This window comes from Polyangium sorediatum (genome assembly GCF_029946465.1).
Lineage (GTDB): Bacteria > Myxococcota_A > Polyangia > Polyangiales > Polyangiaceae > Polyangium > Polyangium fumosum.
In genome coordinates this window covers 53,779-69,395 of sequence record NZ_JARZHI010000033.1, presented here as the reverse complement: position 1 = coordinate 69,395, position 15,617 = coordinate 53,779, and the positions used below count along the sequence as shown (strand labels likewise).

Annotated in this window: 12 protein-coding genes; 7 read left to right on the top strand and 5 right to left on the bottom strand. The window is 70.1% G+C overall.

Translation table 11 applies throughout. From position 1 onward, the window contains the following. Window positions 1-193 precede the first annotated feature (193 nt). The 3 genes from QHF89_RS29910 to gltX form a co-directional block, all read right to left on the bottom strand. A complete protein-coding gene (locus tag QHF89_RS29910; RefSeq protein WP_284721099.1) occupies window positions 194-880 on the bottom strand; it encodes a transglycosylase SLT domain-containing protein in 687 nt (228 codons plus the stop codon). An 81-nt stretch (window positions 881-961) separates the two neighbouring features. After that, entirely contained in the window at window positions 962-1,915 is a 954-nt protein-coding gene (locus QHF89_RS29905) for a CPBP family glutamic-type intramembrane protease (RefSeq protein ID WP_136971103.1), read from the bottom strand. Window positions 1,916-1,921: 6 nt separating this feature from the next. Continuing rightward, on the bottom strand, window positions 1,922-3,382 hold the full coding sequence (gene gltX, locus QHF89_RS29900) for a glutamate--tRNA ligase (RefSeq protein ID WP_136971102.1): 1,461 nt from the start codon (window positions 3,380-3,382) through the stop codon (window positions 1,922-1,924). Window positions 3,383-3,485: 103 nt separating this feature from the next. Between gltX and QHF89_RS29895 the strand changes: the two genes are divergently transcribed. Continuing rightward, the gene (locus QHF89_RS29895; protein ID WP_284721097.1) at window positions 3,486-4,166 is read left to right on the top strand and encodes a heme exporter protein CcmB; all 681 of its coding nucleotides are present in this window, start codon (window positions 3,486-3,488) and stop codon (window positions 4,164-4,166) included. A gap of 42 nt (window positions 4,167-4,208) precedes the next feature. Here QHF89_RS29895 and QHF89_RS29890 read toward each other — a convergent pair whose 3' ends face one another. After that, window positions 4,209-5,447 (bottom strand): 2Fe-2S iron-sulfur cluster-binding protein, encoded by a 1,239-nt coding sequence (locus QHF89_RS29890; RefSeq protein ID WP_136971101.1) that lies wholly within the window; start codon window positions 5,445-5,447, stop codon window positions 4,209-4,211. 91 nt (window positions 5,448-5,538) lie between these two features. On the opposite strand from QHF89_RS29890, the gene QHF89_RS29885 reads away from it, so the two are divergent. The 6 genes from QHF89_RS29885 to QHF89_RS29860 all read left to right on the top strand — a co-directional run bounded on the left by QHF89_RS29885 (window position 5,539) and on the right by QHF89_RS29860 (window position 13,913). Then, complete coding sequence (locus QHF89_RS29885; protein WP_136933144.1) at window positions 5,539-6,177, top strand: hypothetical protein; 639 nt, start codon at window positions 5,539-5,541, stop codon at window positions 6,175-6,177. Then, window positions 6,158-6,760 carry a nicotinate (nicotinamide) nucleotide adenylyltransferase gene (gene nadD, locus QHF89_RS29880; RefSeq protein WP_136933143.1) on the top strand — a complete coding sequence of 201 codons (603 nt, stop codon included), beginning with the start codon at window positions 6,158-6,160 and terminating at the stop codon, window positions 6,758-6,760. The genes QHF89_RS29885 and nadD overlap by 20 nt, the downstream gene beginning before the upstream one ends. After that, a complete protein-coding gene (locus tag QHF89_RS29875) occupies window positions 6,760-7,599 on the top strand; it encodes a DUF2520 domain-containing protein (protein ID WP_136971100.1) in 840 nt (279 codons plus the stop codon). The genes nadD and QHF89_RS29875 overlap by 1 nt, the downstream gene beginning before the upstream one ends. A gap of 162 nt (window positions 7,600-7,761) precedes the next feature. Further along, on the top strand, window positions 7,762-11,358 hold the full coding sequence (locus QHF89_RS29870) for a sigma 54-interacting transcriptional regulator (protein WP_136971099.1): 3,597 nt from the start codon (window positions 7,762-7,764) through the stop codon (window positions 11,356-11,358). Next, window positions 11,355-11,708, top strand: a complete 354-nt coding sequence (locus QHF89_RS29865) for a hypothetical protein (protein ID WP_136971098.1) — start codon at window positions 11,355-11,357, stop codon at window positions 11,706-11,708. The genes QHF89_RS29870 and QHF89_RS29865 overlap by 4 nt, the downstream gene beginning before the upstream one ends. Window positions 11,709-11,774: 66 nt before the next feature. After that, window positions 11,775-13,913, top strand: a complete 2,139-nt coding sequence (locus QHF89_RS29860; RefSeq protein ID WP_232379866.1) for an ATP-binding protein — start codon at window positions 11,775-11,777, stop codon at window positions 13,911-13,913. Here QHF89_RS29860 and QHF89_RS29855 read toward each other — a convergent pair. Beyond that, complete coding sequence (locus QHF89_RS29855) at window positions 13,897-15,591, bottom strand: formate--tetrahydrofolate ligase (RefSeq protein WP_284721096.1); 1,695 nt, start codon at window positions 15,589-15,591, stop codon at window positions 13,897-13,899. The genes QHF89_RS29860 and QHF89_RS29855 overlap by 17 nt on opposite strands. Window positions 15,592-15,617: the final 26 nt, after the last annotated feature.

The window sequence follows — 15,617 nt, the reverse complement described above, 5'->3', positions numbered from 1 at the left end:
CCCAAGCGGGTTTTTTATGGCGGCGGCCCTCGGGCTCGCCCGGCTGACGAGCGCCATATAGAACAATCGGGCGTCCGTGCAACCCGCAGGAAGGGGCGATCTTAGCACAGGGGCGGCCGCGGGGTCTCCAGCGAGTGGCGGTGCCTCCCGATTGCTGCGCTGCGTTGCGCGAGCGGTCGATGGGGGGAGCGGGTCAGGGGTCTTCGGGCGCCTGCGGCGCGCGCGCGGCTTTGAAGCTGCGATAATGCCCCACCACGCAGCCCACGTACCCTTGCGTTTCCTCGTAGGGTGGGATGCCCTGGTACTTCATCACCGCATTTTCGCCCGCGTTGTAGCCAGCGACCGTGAGCTCGAGATCGCCGTTGAACATGTTCGCGAGCACCCGCAGATAACGCGTGCCACCGAGGATGTTTTCGCGAGGATCAAAGGCGTCACGCACCTGCATTCGCAGCGCCGTCGCCGGCATGAGCTGCATCAGGCCCTGCGCGCCCGTGGGCGAGACCGCGCGCGGATCGAAGTCGCTCTCGCACTTGATGATCGCGCGAATCAGCTCCTCCGGAAGACGATAAAGACGCGCGCCTTCCCGGATCCACGTGTCGTACCGTCCAAAACGCTCCGGCGATCGATCACTCGGCATCGACACCGTGAAAAGCTGCGCGGCCTTCTTGCGCGATTTGGTTCCGTCTCCGCTCGTGATTCGATCCATCTTCCCGCCCGATTTTCCTGCTTGGACGGGTTGGCTCGTGACGTGCACGTTTCCCTGCGCGTCCGTGTAGGTATAGATGTCGGCGCGCGCGTGACCAGGGACGAGAAGCAACGCCGCCCCGAGGCCGAGGAGGCCGACGGCAGCGCGCGCAGAGGTGAGCGAAGAGGCGGCCAAGCGAGGCCAGGATAGCACACGATCGGGCGGCGGCATCCGGGGCCGAACCGACGAGGGGGGCCGAAGCTTCCCGTGGAGCGTTCAGGGCCCCCAGAGCGACGTGGGCAGCGCGTTTCGATGCGAGAGCGCGAGCAGATCCATGAGCAGGGCCACCGTCACGTGCACGAGGAAGCCCGAGTAGATGCTCTTCGTGCGCATCGCGAGCGAGCCGAGCGCGATGCCCGCGACCACGGCGCCGGCCGCTTCGAGGTACGGCTTGCCATAATGAATCATGCAATAAGGCACGCACATCGCGAAGATCGCGCCGGAGCCGAGCGTCGTGCGCAACCCCGAGAGCCAGAAGCCCCGGAAGAAGACCTCGAGCGCGAAGAACTGCGCGAAGTACATCATCTCCCACATCGCGAGGTCGAACCACGAGCGGGAGCATTGCTTGTAAAACGGGTAATACGTGCCGAAATCGGGGGACCGCGAGACGATCACGACCGCAGGGACCACGACCGCGAGGCAAAGCCCGTAGATCCACGCGTGCTTCAAGAAGCCGCGGACCCGTAGGCCCATGTCGAACAGGCTGTCCTTCCGGAAGCAGATCTTCCAGATGATCATGGGCACCGCGACGTACCCGAACACGCGCGTGAATGCCCACCAGCCGTAGCCGTAGAGCTCGTTCCACTTGCGGAGATCGATCCCGAATCCGCCCTGCTTTTCGAGCTCGCGCAAGAATGGCTTCAGGTGATTTTCATAAAAATCACGGCCGCCATAGTATTCCTGGAGCGTGAGCACGAGCGCGGTGGTCACGAAGAGCACCGCAGGCCGGTAATCGTACGTGCCCGCGGCGAGCGTCTTGCGCTGGTGCTCGTGCGCCGCGACGTCGAGCTCGCGCCACGTGCCGCGGAAGAAGAACCAGAGGACGGGCGCGAGCGCGATGTACGCGGCGACGGGGAAGAGGGCCTTGGTCGCCGTCTCGAAGAGCGTCGGCGCGGCGCGCGCGCCCGGGCCCGCCGCCGCGGCGAGGAGCGTCGAGGCGAGGTCGAACATGGCGGCTCAGCCGGCCCCGGACGAAGCGGCGATCAAGCCGAGCGCATGATCGAGGCGCGCAAGGACACGCGGCTTGCCGACAAGCGCGAGGACGTCGAAGAGCCCAGGCGTCGCCGTCCGGCCGCTGACCGCGACGCGGACGGGCTGCGCCACGTCCTTGATCTCGAGCTTCTTCTCGGTGAGGAGCTCGCCGAACCGAGCCTCCAGGTTCTTCGCGGAGAAATCGTCGATCGACGCGAAGAGATCCCGCACGGCCTTGAGGTGCGGGGCCTTGTCCGCGACGAGGAACTTCTTCACGGCCTTCTCGTCGTAGACGGGCAGATCGCGGAAGAAGTAGTCGAGCGCGTCGGCCGCGTCAGCGTATGTCTGCGCGCGCTCGCGGATGAGCGGCAGGATCGCGCGGACCGCCTCGCGATCGACGCCCGAGAAGCCTCGTTTTTCGAGGAACGGGAGCGTGCTGTCGAGGTACACGTCGTCGGGCGTGAGCGCGGGGGACTTGAGCTGCTCGAACGCGATGGCCGCGAGCTTCTTCGTGTCGAACTTGCCGTCCGCCTTGCTGCAATTCTCCCAACTGAACTTCTGGACGAGGTCCTGCATCGAGAAGATCTCCTCGTCGCCGAAGGACCAGCCGAAGCGGACGAGGTAGTTCAGGAGGCCCACCGCGGAGATGCCGCGCTCGCGGTACTCGCCGACGGAGACCGCGCCGTACCGCTTCGAGAGCTTCTCGCCGCTCGGCGCGAGCATCATCGGCAGGTGCGCGAACTGCGGCACCTGCGCGCCGAGCGCCTGGTAGAGCAGGATCTGCGGCGGCGTGTTGATCATGTGATCACGGCCGCGCGCCACGAGCGTGATGCCCATGGTGATGTCGTCGATGACGGCGCCGAGGTTGTAGAGCGGGACGCCGTCCGCACGCATGAGCACGGCGTCCTGTTGCGTGTTGTTCGGCGTGACGACCTCGCCGAAGACGAGATCACGGTAGGTAACGGCGCCCGAGCTCGGTGCGCGGAAGCGAATGACGAACGGGCGATCCGGAGCCGGGCCCGTGCGGTCGCGGCAGGTGCCGGGGTAACGGAACTGGGCCTTCGGATCGCGGGCCTTCAGGGCCTCGCGCTGGGCGTCGAGCTCTTCCTTCGTGCAATAACAACGATAGGCCGCGCCCGCCGCGATGAGCTTCGCCACGTACTCCTGGTAGAGCGGCAGCCGCTCCATCTGGCGGTACGGGCCGTGCTCGCCGCCGACCTCGGGGCCTTCGTCCCAGCCGAGGCCGAGCCAGCGCAGCTCGCGCAGGATGATCGCCTCGTTCTCCGGCGTGCTCCGCTCCTGGTCGGTGTCCTCGATACGAAGGACGAAGGTGCCGCCGGTCTTGCGCGCCCAGAGCCAGTTGAAGAGCGCAGTCCGGACGCCGCCGATGTGGAGGTAGCCCGTGGGAGAGGGGGCGAATCGAACGCGAGGCTTGCCTTGTGCCATGGCGCCCGCGCTGTAGCATTTTTCGTAGCGATTGTCGGCCTCGGCGTGCTCGCCCGCCGCATGCTCGGCCAACGCGTGTATACCCTCGGCTCCGAGCTCGCACGTGAAACGATTCCTGAAGCAAGCAGCGCTCATCGCCGGGAAGGACCTCGCCATCGAGCTGTCCACGGGCGAGATCGTGACCACGAGCGGGTTCTTCGCCGTGCTCGTCGCCGTCATCGCGTCCCTCGCGTTCTTCGCAGGACAAGAAGCAACGGAAGGCGTGGCGCCCGGGGTGATATGGGTCTCCGTCGCGTTCGCTTCGGTGCTCGCCGTCGGGCGAACATGGCAACGTGAGCGCGAGGAGAACGCGCTCGCGGGGCTGCTCGTCCTGCCCGTGTCGCGCGGCGCGATCTTCGCGGGGAAGGCCGTGAGCGTGGCGATCTTCGTGGGGCTCGTGGAGGCGATCGTGGTCCCCGTGAGCGCGCTGCTCTTCTCCGTCGATCTGATCCGGATGGGGCCCGGGCTCCTCTTGATCGCGCTGTTCGCGACGCCGGGGATCGCCGCGGTGGGGACGCTCTTCGGCGCGATGACGGTGCGCACGCGGGCGAGGGATCTCGTACTTGCGAGCGTATTCTTTCCGCTGCTCGCGCCGACCTTGCTCGCCGCCGTGGCCGGCACGCGCGAGCTCTTCGGCGGTGCCGAGACGAGCGAGCTCTTCGATTACCTCGCGCTGATGGGCGTGTTCGGGACGGTGTTCACCGCCGGCGGCGTGGGGCTGTTCGATACGCTCATCGACGGTTGATGGGGGGTTGGGGGCGTAGCTCCGCTTGTCGGAGCGGAGCCCTCAAGCGTTGATCGCGGCGGCGCAGCGCTCGGCCGCGGCCGTGATCACATCGAGATCGAAGTCCATGCCGGTGCATTCGCCGACGGCCCAGATGCCTTCGCCTGCCGCGCCGTTCGCGTCACAAGCGACCGCGTAGCCGCGCGTAGGATCGAACCGCACCTCGGCTCCGGCCTGCGCCGCGAGTTCGAACGCAGGCGCGCCGGGGAGCGCGAGGGCGAGGATCTCCGTATCGATGCGGCGTTCGTCGTCTGCGCCTTCGCGCAGGAGAACACGCTTCACCTGGCCCGTGCCTTCGACGCCCGCGAGGGCGGACGCCTCGCAGCGCACCACGCGATCGCCGAGCCGTCGTGCGAGCTCGTCAGCCCAAAACCCTTCACCCGCGACGACGACGGGGCCGTCGGGCTCCACGCCGTACGTATGAAGGAGGCACACCGCGCGCGCCGAAAAGACGCCGGGAAGATCGTTGCCCGGGAAGGCTGAGATGCCGTCGTGCGCGCCCGTCGCGAAGACCTTTGCAGGCGCGCGCACCACGACGGCTCCTTCTTCCGCAGCGACGAGCAGATCCCCGAGGTAGATGCCGGCCGCCGTGGCGCGAGAAATGACGAGGTCACCGCTCGGCCGGATCGATGCGAGGTGCGGCGCTCGGTCGGGGAGCGCGCGGAGCGAGCCGCCAAGCGAGAGGCCGTCGTCGACGACGACGACACGCGCGCCCGCCGCGCCGAGCTTTTGCGCGACGACGAGGCCCGCGAGGCCGGCGCCCACGACCACGACGTCGGCTTCGAGCAAGCGCGCGGGCCGAGGCGCTTCGATCTCCGAGGGCATGCGACCGAGCCCCGCGATCTTGCGCGCGAAGCTCTGCATGATGGAGCCGAGCGCAGGGACGCCCGCCATGAAGTGGTGGTGATCGATGCCCTTCGGGAAGAACCAGTCCGTCACCCGCAAGAGGTCGGCCTGGCGCGAGCCAACGACGTTCTGGGCCTCGACCTCTTCGTCGCCCCGGGTCGCGTGGAGGCAGGTCATCACGTTCGGCGTGCCGTCGACGCGCATGAGGCAGCCGTCACACCCGCCGCGGAAGCAGCTCGCGCTGCGCGGGCGGTGGAGCTTGGGGCTCCGCGCCAGGATGATCTTGTCCTCGGCGAGGAGGGAGGCGGCGAGCGGTTCGCCCCGCTCGGCCCGCACCGGCGAGCCGTCGAGGTGGATCGTGACCGGATCTCGGAAGGCCCGCGTACGCCGGAACATGGGCCACGGCCCTATAGCACGGCGAACTCGGGGGTGACCCCCGCAAACAAAGGTCCACGAGGACTCGCGCCTGATCTACCCTCTCGAATCGATGCGCCTAGGCATCCTCGGACCGGCCAACAGAGATCTGCCCGCGCTTGCACGGGCGGCGCAGCTCCTGCTGGACGAGGTCCAGGTCGACCAAATCATCTACCTGTCGGACGACGGCGCGCTCGATCTCGTGGCGAAGGCCTGGGCGTACCGGCTTGTCGACGCGAACCCGAGCGAGGATCTCCTCTATGCACGCGCGGCAGTGCGATGCGCGCGCGCGACGCCGGAGGCGATCGACGCCTACGTGGCCGCCGAGCGCGCGCGGTCGCGGCTGCGCGCGCTGACGAGCATCCCGAGCCGCCAGCTCCGATCGATCGAGCTCGTCGACGGGCGCGTCGCGGTCTTCGTTTACGACAAAGGCATCCTCGATCAGGACGACATCGCGGCCGCGAGCTTGCTCGTGTTCGGGCGGAGCCAAGAGCCGACGATGAAGCGCATCGGTTCGCGGATGTTCGTCTCCCCGGGGCCGATCGGGGCGCCGGGCGGCGGCATGGCCGTGCTCGAAGAGGCGCCGTCGGGCGGGGTGCGCGTGGAGATCCGGAACGCGAGCGGGGCCGTCACCGCAGAGGACATGCTGGGCGGAGGGCCGAGCCTGCCGGGCGTCAAAATGCGGGTGCAGGATGGCAAGAGCAACGGATGAGCGCAGCGCGCCCGCGGCCGCGTCGGGGCATCGGGTCGCCGTGTTCGGAGGGAGCTTCAACCCGCCGCACGTCGCGCACGTGCTCGCGGCGGTGTACGTGCTGTCGACGGAGCCCGTGGACGAGGTGCTCGTGGTGCCCGTCTACAGGCATCCGTTCGCCAAGGAGCTCGCGCCGTTCGAGGATCGGCTCGTGATGTGCAGGCTCGCGTTCGCCTGGATCCCGCGCGTCCGCGTCTCCTCCGTGGAGCGCGAGCTCGGCGGCGAGAGCCTCACGTTGCGGACGCTCGAACACCTCGCCGCGCAGCACCCGGACTGGTCGATGCGCCTCTTGCTCGGCGCCGACGTGATCGCGGATCTGTCGAAGTGGCACCGCTTCGATCGGATCGAGGCGATCGCTCCGCCGCTCTTCGTGGGCCGCGCGGGCGTGATGGCCGAGGGCGCGCCGGAGCCGATGCTGCCGAAGATCTCGAGCACCGAGGTGCGAGACGCGATCGGCAGCGGCGAGATCGAGCGCGTCGAGAAGCTCGTGCCGCGCGAGGTGCTCGCGTACGCGGCCGAGCGGGGTCTCTACCGGAGGAGCTGATGGCCGCGCAGAAGAGCGTGTTCATCCTGGGCGCAGGGAAGGTCGGCGCAGGGCTCGCGCGGGCGCTGCGCCGCGCGGGGTACGTGGTGACGTTGCGCCCGCAACGAAGCGGGTTGCCGGCGCGGCGCATCGACGCGCCGTTCGTGATCCTGGCCGTGCGGGATCGTGAGCTCCAGCCGCTCGCGGAGCGGATCCGGGACGCGGGATTGTTGGGGCACAAAAGGGCGGTCGTCGTGCATTGCGCGGGCGCGCTCGGCCCGGAGCCGCTCGCGCCGCTCCGGAGCGAGAACGTCGCGGTCGCGCAGATGCACCCGATGATCTCGTTCGCGTCGCCGGAGGTCACGCCGTCGCTCGCGCGCGGGCAGCTCCACGTGGACGGAGATCCGCGCGCCGTGCGGGCGGCGGCGGCGATCGGGCGAAAGCTCGGGATGACGCCGCGGACGATCTCCGGGCTCGATCGCGTGCTGTACCACGCGGCGGCCGGGCTCGTGGCGAACGGGGCCGCGGCGCTCGCCGCGGGCGGGGTGGATCTGCTCGGACGCGCAGGCGTGCCTGCGGAGACGGCGGCGGCGATGCTGGGCCCGCTTCTTCGAAGCGTCGCGGACAACGTCGAAGCGATGGGTTTGCCGGCGGCGCTCACGGGGCCGGTGCGTCGCGGGGACGCCGCGGGCGTGGGCCGGCACCTCGAGATGCTCTCGCGCGCGGCGCCGCACCTCGTGCCTCTTTATGTGGCGGCTTCGAGGTTGCAGGTGCCGCTCGCGCGCGCCCTGGGCGATGCGCCGGCGGAAAGCTTCGACGCCATCGTCACGGTGCTCGAAAAGGCGCCGGGCGGCGCCTGAAAAACGTTGCGGTGAGCGAGCCGCGGACCGTACGCTGAAGAAGCCGTGGCGGACCCCGGACCTCGCACTTCTCCGCTTGATCGGTCTTCACCCCAGGATCCTTCGGGTGTTCGCACCGAAGGTGTCTTCGGCGGGGAGGCGAGCGCGCTGCCGTCTGGCGCGGTGATCGCCGCCCCTTTGCGCGCTTCGCTCCGCGGGCTCGCGGCGGTCGACGATCTGCTCTGCGCGAAAGGCGCGAGCGGGCTCGTGATGCTGCACGGGCCGCGCGCGACGCTGGAGGCCGTGGGCGCGCACGCGGCGCGGCGCGCGCAGGTGATCGGACGCGCGTGCGTGCGAGTCGCCGAGGTCGCGTGGGACGAACCCTGGCGCGAGATCGCCGCGCAGATGGGGATCGGCGACGTGGTGGAGCCGCGCCTCGTGGCTGCAAGGATCCTCGGCGCGGCGAACGGCGCGATGATCGTCGTGTCCGAAGGCACGCCGACGCACTGGGGACAGGCGGTCGTGGAGGAAATGGCGCGCCGCGTGGAGGCGCCGCGTGGAGGCGCCGCGCCGCTCGTGCTCGTGTTGAGAGAGGTGGCCTCGGCGCCGGCAGGCGCGCGCCTCGTGCAGATCGATCCGATCGCGTCACCGGAGGATCTGCGGCGCTACTGGGAGGCGATCGCGCAGGCGGCCGAGCTTCGTCTCGGTGCGGAGGAGGGCCGTCTCGAAGCGCTGGAGCGCTGGTGGTCGGCGGCGCGCCGGGCGCCGCTCGACGGGCGCGCCGAGCCGATCGTGCTGGAACCGGCGCAGAGGCGGCTTTGCGCGCGGCTCGCGCTCGCGCAACGGAGTTTGCCCGCGGCGGAGGCGAGCCGACTCGGCGCGAGCGTGGACGTGGAGGCGCTCGTCGCGCGGGGCGTGGCGACGATCGACACGGCGGGATCGATGAAGCTCACGGGCGCCGCGCCGATCGAGCTTGAAGCCGATCGCGAGGATGCGGTCGCCGTGGCGAGCGCGCTCGAAGCGGTGTTCCCCGTGGATCCCTGGGCGATGCTCCGCGCGGCCGAGTTGTGGGCGCGCGCGGGCGACGCGGAGCGGGCGGAGCTGCTCGCGACGCGCGCGCTCGCGGGTGTGGCAGAGCCTTCCGCGCGGGTGGATTTCTGGCGACGGTGGGAAGCGGCGCTCGCGCTGTTCTCGGACGCGTCGACGACGCAGGCGCTCCTGCGTTCGGCCGAGCTCGCGCTTCGCGTCGGCGATGCGGAGCGGGCGACAGGGTTCGCGCGGGCTGCGGCGGCGCGGGATGGAAACGCGCCCGAGGTGATGATCACGCTGGGCAAGGCGCTCAGCGCCGAGGGCGATCTCACGACGGCGACGATCGTGCTCGAACGCGCCATGGGCCGCGCGGATGCGTTCGGCGCGCGCGCGCGTGCGGCCGTGGAGCTCGCCGAAGTCCGGTACACGGCCGGTGATCTCGAAGCGGCGCGAAGGTTTGCCCAGGAAGCACAGGGCGGCGCGTCGGATCTCGCGACGCGGCTCGGGGCGCGGAACGTGCTCGGCAAGCTCCTGCTTGCGGCGGCGTCGTGGAGCGAGGCGGAGGCGCATTTCGCGGCCGACGCGTGGGAAGCGGCGTGCGGCGGTGAGGGGATCGCGGAGCTTCGGGCGCGGCTCAACCGCGCGATCGCCGTGCTCTCGGCCGGCCGGATCGACGAGGCGCGTCCGATGCTCGCCTCCGTGCTCGACGACGGCACGGCGCGCGGCGAGCATCGCGCCGTCGGGTTCGCGTTGACGAACCTCGCGACCATTGCCATCCTGAAGCGCGATTATCCGGAGGCGTTCCACCTCTCGGAGCGCGCGATCGAGGTCTTCCGCCGCATCCGCGAGCGGCTCTTCCTCGCCACCGTGATCCCGAACCTCGCGGAGCTCCGGCTCGATCTCGGGCTCGTGGCCGAGGCGGAGCAGACGCTCGCGTTCGGACGGCAGGCGTGCGGCCCGGCGATCCCGGGGACACGCGCGCCGCACTTCGCGCTCGTCGCGGCGCGGATCCACCTCGCGCGCGGCAGGACGCTCGAAGCGCGGGCGGAGCTCGCGTCGGCCATCGCAGGCGCGAGCGGATCGAGCAACGGCGCAAAGCTCTGCGAGTGCCACTGCCTCGCGGCGCGCATCGCGCTCGACGACGGCAACGTGGCGCGCGCCGCGCAGGCGATCGAGCGCGCGCGAGCGCATGCGAGCTCGACGCGCGCGCGTGCGGAGGTCGCGCTCCTCGAAGCGACGCGGGCACGCGCCGCCGGGGACGCGTGGGACGGCGCCGCCGAGGAGGCGCTCGATCTCGCGCGGGAAGCGGACGCTCCCGAGCTCGAACGCGAGGCGCGCGTGTTGCTTTGCCACGCGGAGGTCGCGCGGGGCGATGTGCGTGAGGCCGAGGCGCACCTGCACGCGGCGCTCGCGTCCCGCGATCGCATGGCGTCGTCCTTGCCCGAGGGGATTCGCGAGCGGTTCCTCGCGCGGCCGGAGCTTCGTGGGCTCGCGGCCCTCGAAGTGCGCGCGCCGCGTTCGAGCGAGCCGGGGCTTCGGCCTTGTGAGCGGTGCGGCGATGCGTCGTGCGCGGGCTGCTCCTCGCCGTCGTTGAGCTCGTCGCCGCCGTCCTTGCGCGCATCGGCGTCGCCGTCGCGCTCGTCGGTGACGGCGATCGAGCGGATCGTGGGGCGCGACGCGACCATGCTCGCGCTGCTCTCGGCCATCAAGAAGGTCGCGAAGGCCGACACGACCGTGCTGATCCACGGCGAGAGCGGCTCCGGCAAGGAGCTCGTCGCCGACGCGATCCACGAGATGAGCCCGCGCCGCGCGGGCCCGCTCGTCAAGGTGAACTGCTCGGCGCTCGTCGAGACGCTCCTGCTCTCCGAGCTCTTCGGCCACGAGAAGGGCGCGTTCACGGGCGCGCAGGCGCGGCGCCGCGGCCGCTTCGAACTCGCCGAGGGCGGCACGATCTTCCTCGACGAGATCGGCGATATCTCGCAGCGAACGCAGGTGGCGCTCCTCCGCGTGCTCGAGGACAAGAGCTTCGAGCGCGTCGGCGGCGCCCAGCCGATCCGCGCGAACGTGCGGATCCTTTGCGCCACGCATCGTGATCTCCGCGGAATGGTCGCGCGCGGCGAGTTCCGCGAGGATCTCTACTACCGGCTGCGGCAGGTCGTGCTCGAGGTCCCGGCGCTCCGCCAGCGCATCGCGGACATGCCGCTCATCACGTCGACCTTGCTCGCCCGCATCGCGCAGGAGCGCGGCGAGCCGCAGAAGCGGCTCTCGGATCGGGCGATCGAAGCGCTGATGCGGCACGCGTGGCATGGCAACGTGCGCGAGCTCGAGAACGCGCTGCGCGCCGCGTCGCTCTTCGCGGAGGGCGACGTCATCGAGCTCGAGGATTTCACGACGAACGTCGAGTACATGCGCGGCGTGGCTGCCGAGATCACGAAGGGCTCGTCGCCGCCCTCGTCATCGGAGCAGCAGGACGCGCATGGGGGGAGCGGCGGCGCCACTCAGCTCGCCGAGCGAAGATCGCAAGGGGAGGGCGATTCGACGCCGGTCGAGGTGACGTACGCGCACGTCCGCTCGGGCGTCAGCCTGAGCGACATGAAGCGGAAGATCGAGCGTGAGTGCATCGCGCGCGCGCTCGAAGAGAGCGGCGGGAACATCACCCGCGCTGCGGTGCTTCTGGGGATGAAGCGGCCGCGGCTCTCGCAGCTCGTGAAGCAGTACGGACTTGGCAGTGCGTCGGAGGACGGATCATGAACGTTGGGAGACAATCGCTCGGGCTCGGAGGACTCTTCGCACTCGTCGCGATGGTGCTCACGGGGTGTCTGGCTGCGCCTGACGAGAGCGCCGCGCTCGACGAGGCCATCGAGGAGCTCGCGGCGAGCTCTTCCGATGCGGAGGAGCAGACCGATCGCGGGACTCCCAGCATGCCTGACGAGCCGCCTCCGCAGACCGACGACATGCCGGATCCGCTGCCGTGGAAAGAGCTCGTCCCGGTGACGCCCGGCGGCTGTGATCCCGAGGCGCGCAGCGGCCCGGATCCGCTGCCGTGGGTCCCCGGCGCCGGCACGCAGAGCTCGCCGGGCAGCGGGACGAAGCAAGACTAGTCGCGCCCGTCCGCGGGCGGACGATCGATCGGGGACGTCTCCGAGGCGACGCGTTACGCTCTCGTCGTGCCGATAGGGATCGATCTCCGGACCCGGACCACGCTCGTCTGCGGCGCGCTCGCGCTCGTCATCGCCGTCTCGATCCTGCTCCGCGGCCGTGTCCGCACCGTGCACCTGCTCTTCGCAGCGTTCGCGGGTGACATCGGCCTTTGGTACCTGTCGCAGTCGCTTTTCGGTTTCTTCCAGCAGACGATATGGGAGCGCTTCACCGCGATCCTCGCGGTGCTCCTGCCGCAGTTCGCGCTCCACCTCTTCGAGGCGATGATCCCGCACGAGGGGGATCGACCGAGCCGCTTGCCGCGCCTCGCGGGCGTGCTCGCGGTGCCCATGGTGCTGCTCGTTTTGAGCCCCAAGCAGGGCTTTTGGCTCGTGCGCGGCGCGGTGTTCTTCTACGTCTTCGCGTTCCTCACGGCGGGGCTCTGGGAGCTCGGGCAACGCGGCGCGCGCAGCGGTTCACGCGCGACGCAGCGGCGCGTGCGTTTCCTCGTGGTGATCGGCGCGCTCGCCGGCCTCGCGAGCGTCGCTGATTTTGCGTGGTTCCTCGGCGTGAACCCCGCGCCCGTCGGCGCGGCCCTCAGCGTGGTGTTCCTGTTCATTTTGGCGCAAGCGCTCCGCCACGAGCGGCTGCTCGACGTCTACGAGATGCTCGCGCGTCTGCTCGTCGCCACGGCCGTCGCCTTCCTGATCGCGGGGATCTTCTACGTCCTCATCACGTTCATCGGCGGCTTCAACACGATGTACCTGAACGCCGTGCTCGCGGCGATCGTGATCCTGGTCCTCTTCGATCCCCTGCGCGAGCGCGTGGCAGAGCAGATCCAGAAGCTCTTTTTTCGTGATCGGTTTGACCTCGAACGGTCCGTCGCCGACGCGCGTCGGCGGCTCGTGCACGTACTCGAGCTCGACGAGCTCGGCTCGATCGTGATGACGGCGCTCGAGCAGTCGCGCCGCGTGACGAAGGCCGCACTTTACCTGCGTGACGCGGACGGCACGGGGTTCGACAAGCTCGCGGCGCTCGGGCCGGGCGCGCCGCCGCGGATCGAGGTGGCGACGGCGCGCGCGCTGCTCGATCGGCTCGAAGGGGGGCCGCTCTCGCTCGAAGAGCTCAAGCGCGAGGTACGCGAGCGCAAGGCGCGCGGCGCGAGGACGGACGCGTCCGAGGCGGTGCTCAGCGCGGCCGCGGTGCTCGGGAGCTTGCGGGACGGCGCGGTGCTCCTGCAGATTCGGGCCGAGGGCGACGAGATCGTGGGGCTGCTTGTCGTGGTCGACGAGCGCGTACGGGACGCCTTCTCGCCCGAGGAGATCACGCTGCTCGACGCGATCGCCACGCAGGTCGGCGTGGTCATCGAGAACTCGCGCGTCTACCAGCAGATGAAGGAGCGCGACCGGCTCGCCGTGCTCGGGCAGATGGCGGCGGGGCTCGCGCACGAGATCCGGAACCCGCTCGGCGCGATCAAGGGTTCGGCGCAGCTCCTCGCCGAGCCCGGGCCTGACGGGCGCGAGCCGGATCCGCAGTCACGCGAGTTCATCGGCATCATCCTCGAAGAGGTTGAGCGGCTCGATCGGGTCGTCGGATCGGTGCTCGATCTCGCGCGCGCGAACCAGGGCGCCGTGGTGCCGACGGACGTGAACGCCGTCGTGCGTCGGACGTTGCAGGTGCTCTCGACGGAGCGCGCGAGCCAGGATCTAACGGTGGAGGTGAACCTCGATGCAAGCTTGCCGCGGGTCGCGATCGATCCGGAGAAGCTCCGGCAGGTGCTCATGAACCTCTACCGGAACGCGTCGCAGGCCATGAAGGGGCGGGGGAAGATCACGGTGTCGACGCGCGTGCGGCTCGGCCGTGGGACCACGCGGTCGGGGACGGGGATGGCCGACGAGCCCTTCGTCGAGCTTACGGTCGCGGACAACGGGCCGGGCATCTCGCAGAAGGTGCTGGAGAATATCTTCCTGCCGTTCTTCTCCACGAAGGAGAAGGGCACGGGGCTCGGGCTCGCGATCAGCCAGCGCATCGCGCAGGGCGCGGGCGGGCGCATCGAGGTGCGATCGTACGAGGGCAAAGGGTCGACGTTCGCGGTGATCCTGCCGGCGGCGATGGACGCGCTCGGGGCGCCGTCGTCGACGCCCACGCCGCTCAGTCGTTCTGCATGAGGCCGCGGATCTTGCCCGTGGGCAGGAGCTTGACCCGCAAGGCGGAGGGTTCGCGGGGCAGGCCCGGCATGGTCATCATGTCGCCCGTGAGCGCGACGGCGAAGCCTGCGCCGGCGCTCAGGCGGATCTCACGCACCGTGACCTGGAAGTTCGTTGGACGTCCAACGAGCGCAGGATCGTCGGAGAGCGAGAGCTGGGTCTTGGCCATGCAGATGGGAACGCCGCCGTGGCCGAGCTCCTCGATGCGGCGGGCGTCGCGCTCGGCGGCGGCGGTGAACGTGACGCCTTCGGCGCCGTAGATGGTGCGGGCGATCTTCGTGATTTTGTCGCGAAGCGGCTCGCCGAGGTCGTAGACGAAGCGGGGCGCGGGCGGGGCGTCGTCGGTCGCGTCGGCTGCGCTCGCGACAGCCTCGGCGAGATCGAGGGCGCCTTCGCCGCCTCGCAAGAAGCCTTCGCAGCGGACGGCGCGCACGCCGCGGCGCTGCATGGCTGCCTCGACCAAAGCGAGCTCCTCTTGCGTGTCGTTCGGGAAGACGTTGATCGACACGACGACGGGAAGGCCGAAGAACGCGGCCGAATCGAGGTGTTTATCGAGATGCGTGAGGCCGAGCTCGAGCGCCCGCGGGTCGGGCTCCGCCGCGCGCTTGACCGGAGCGCCGCCGTGCATCTTGAGGGCGCGCAACGTGGCCACGAGGACGAGCACGCGTGGGAAGACGCCCATCGTCCGGCACTTGATGTCGAGGAACTTCTCGCCGCCGAGATCGAAGCCGAAACCCGCCTCCGTGATCACGTAGTCACCGGAGAGCAAGCCGAGGCGCGTCGCGAGGACCGAGGAGCAGCCGTGCGCGATGTTCGCGAAGGGGCCGGCGTGCACGAGGGCCGGGCCGCCCTCGTCGGTCTGCACGAGGTTCGGCTTGATCGCGTCGCGCAGGAGCGCGGTCATCGCGGCGGCGGCGCCGACGTCGGCGGCCGTGATCGGCGCGCCGCTCGTACTCTGGCCGATCACGATGCGGCCGAGGCGGTTCTCGAGATCTTCGGGCCCTTCGGCGAGCGCCACGATCGCCATGACCTCGCTCGCGGCCGTGATGTCGAAGCGATCCTGCCGCGGCACGCCGTCGACCTTGCGGCCGAGGCCGACGAGCACGTTGCGCAGCGCGCGGTCGTTCATGTCGAGCGCGCGGCCCCACGTCACCTGGCGCGGGTCGATCGCGCCCTTGTCGCCGAACGTGGTGTTGAAGTGGCACGCGTTGTCGACCATCGCGGACAGGAGGTTGTGCGCGGTGGAGATCGCGTGGATGTCGCCCGTGAAATGCAGGTTGATGTCGTCGGCGGGCATGAGCGTCGCGCGTCCGCCGCCGGTCCCGCCTCCCTTCACGCCGAAGACCGGGCCGAGAGATGGCTCGCGCAGGCAAAGCACGGCGCGCTTCGCGAGGCGACGCATGCCCATCGCGAGCGCGATCGACGTCGTCGTCTTGCCTTCGCCCGCAGGCGTCGGGTTGATCGCGGAGACGAGCACGAGGCGGCCCGCGCCCGCGGCGGGGCGCGTGAGGGCGGCGAGATCGATCTTCGCCTTGTTGCGGCCGTACGGCTCGACGTGATCCTCGGAGATGCCGAGCTCGCGCGCGACGTCGAGGATCCCTTGGGGTCCGATGGGCAAAGCGCTCTGCGTAAGGGTCACGGGCCTCCTCGGTGCCTGCAAGCAGG

Coding starts and splice junctions, on each gene's coding strand:
- QHF89_RS29905 (WP_136971103.1), bottom strand. CDS start 1,915: ATGTTCGACCTCGCCTCGACGCTCCTCGCCGCGGCGGCGGGCCCGGGC.
- gltX (WP_136971102.1), bottom strand. CDS start 3,382: ATGGCACAAGGCAAGCCTCGCGTTCGATTCGCCCCCTCTCCCACGGGC.
- QHF89_RS29890 (WP_136971101.1), bottom strand. CDS start 5,447: ATGTTCCGGCGTACGCGGGCCTTCCGAGATCCGGTCACGATCCACCTC.
- QHF89_RS29885 (WP_136933144.1), top strand. CDS start 5,539: ATGCGCCTAGGCATCCTCGGACCGGCCAACAGAGATCTGCCCGCGCTT.
- nadD (WP_136933143.1), top strand. CDS start 6,158: ATGGCAAGAGCAACGGATGAGCGCAGCGCGCCCGCGGCCGCGTCGGGG.
- QHF89_RS29875 (WP_136971100.1), top strand. CDS start 6,760: ATGGCCGCGCAGAAGAGCGTGTTCATCCTGGGCGCAGGGAAGGTCGGC.
- QHF89_RS29865 (WP_136971098.1), top strand. CDS start 11,355: ATGAACGTTGGGAGACAATCGCTCGGGCTCGGAGGACTCTTCGCACTC.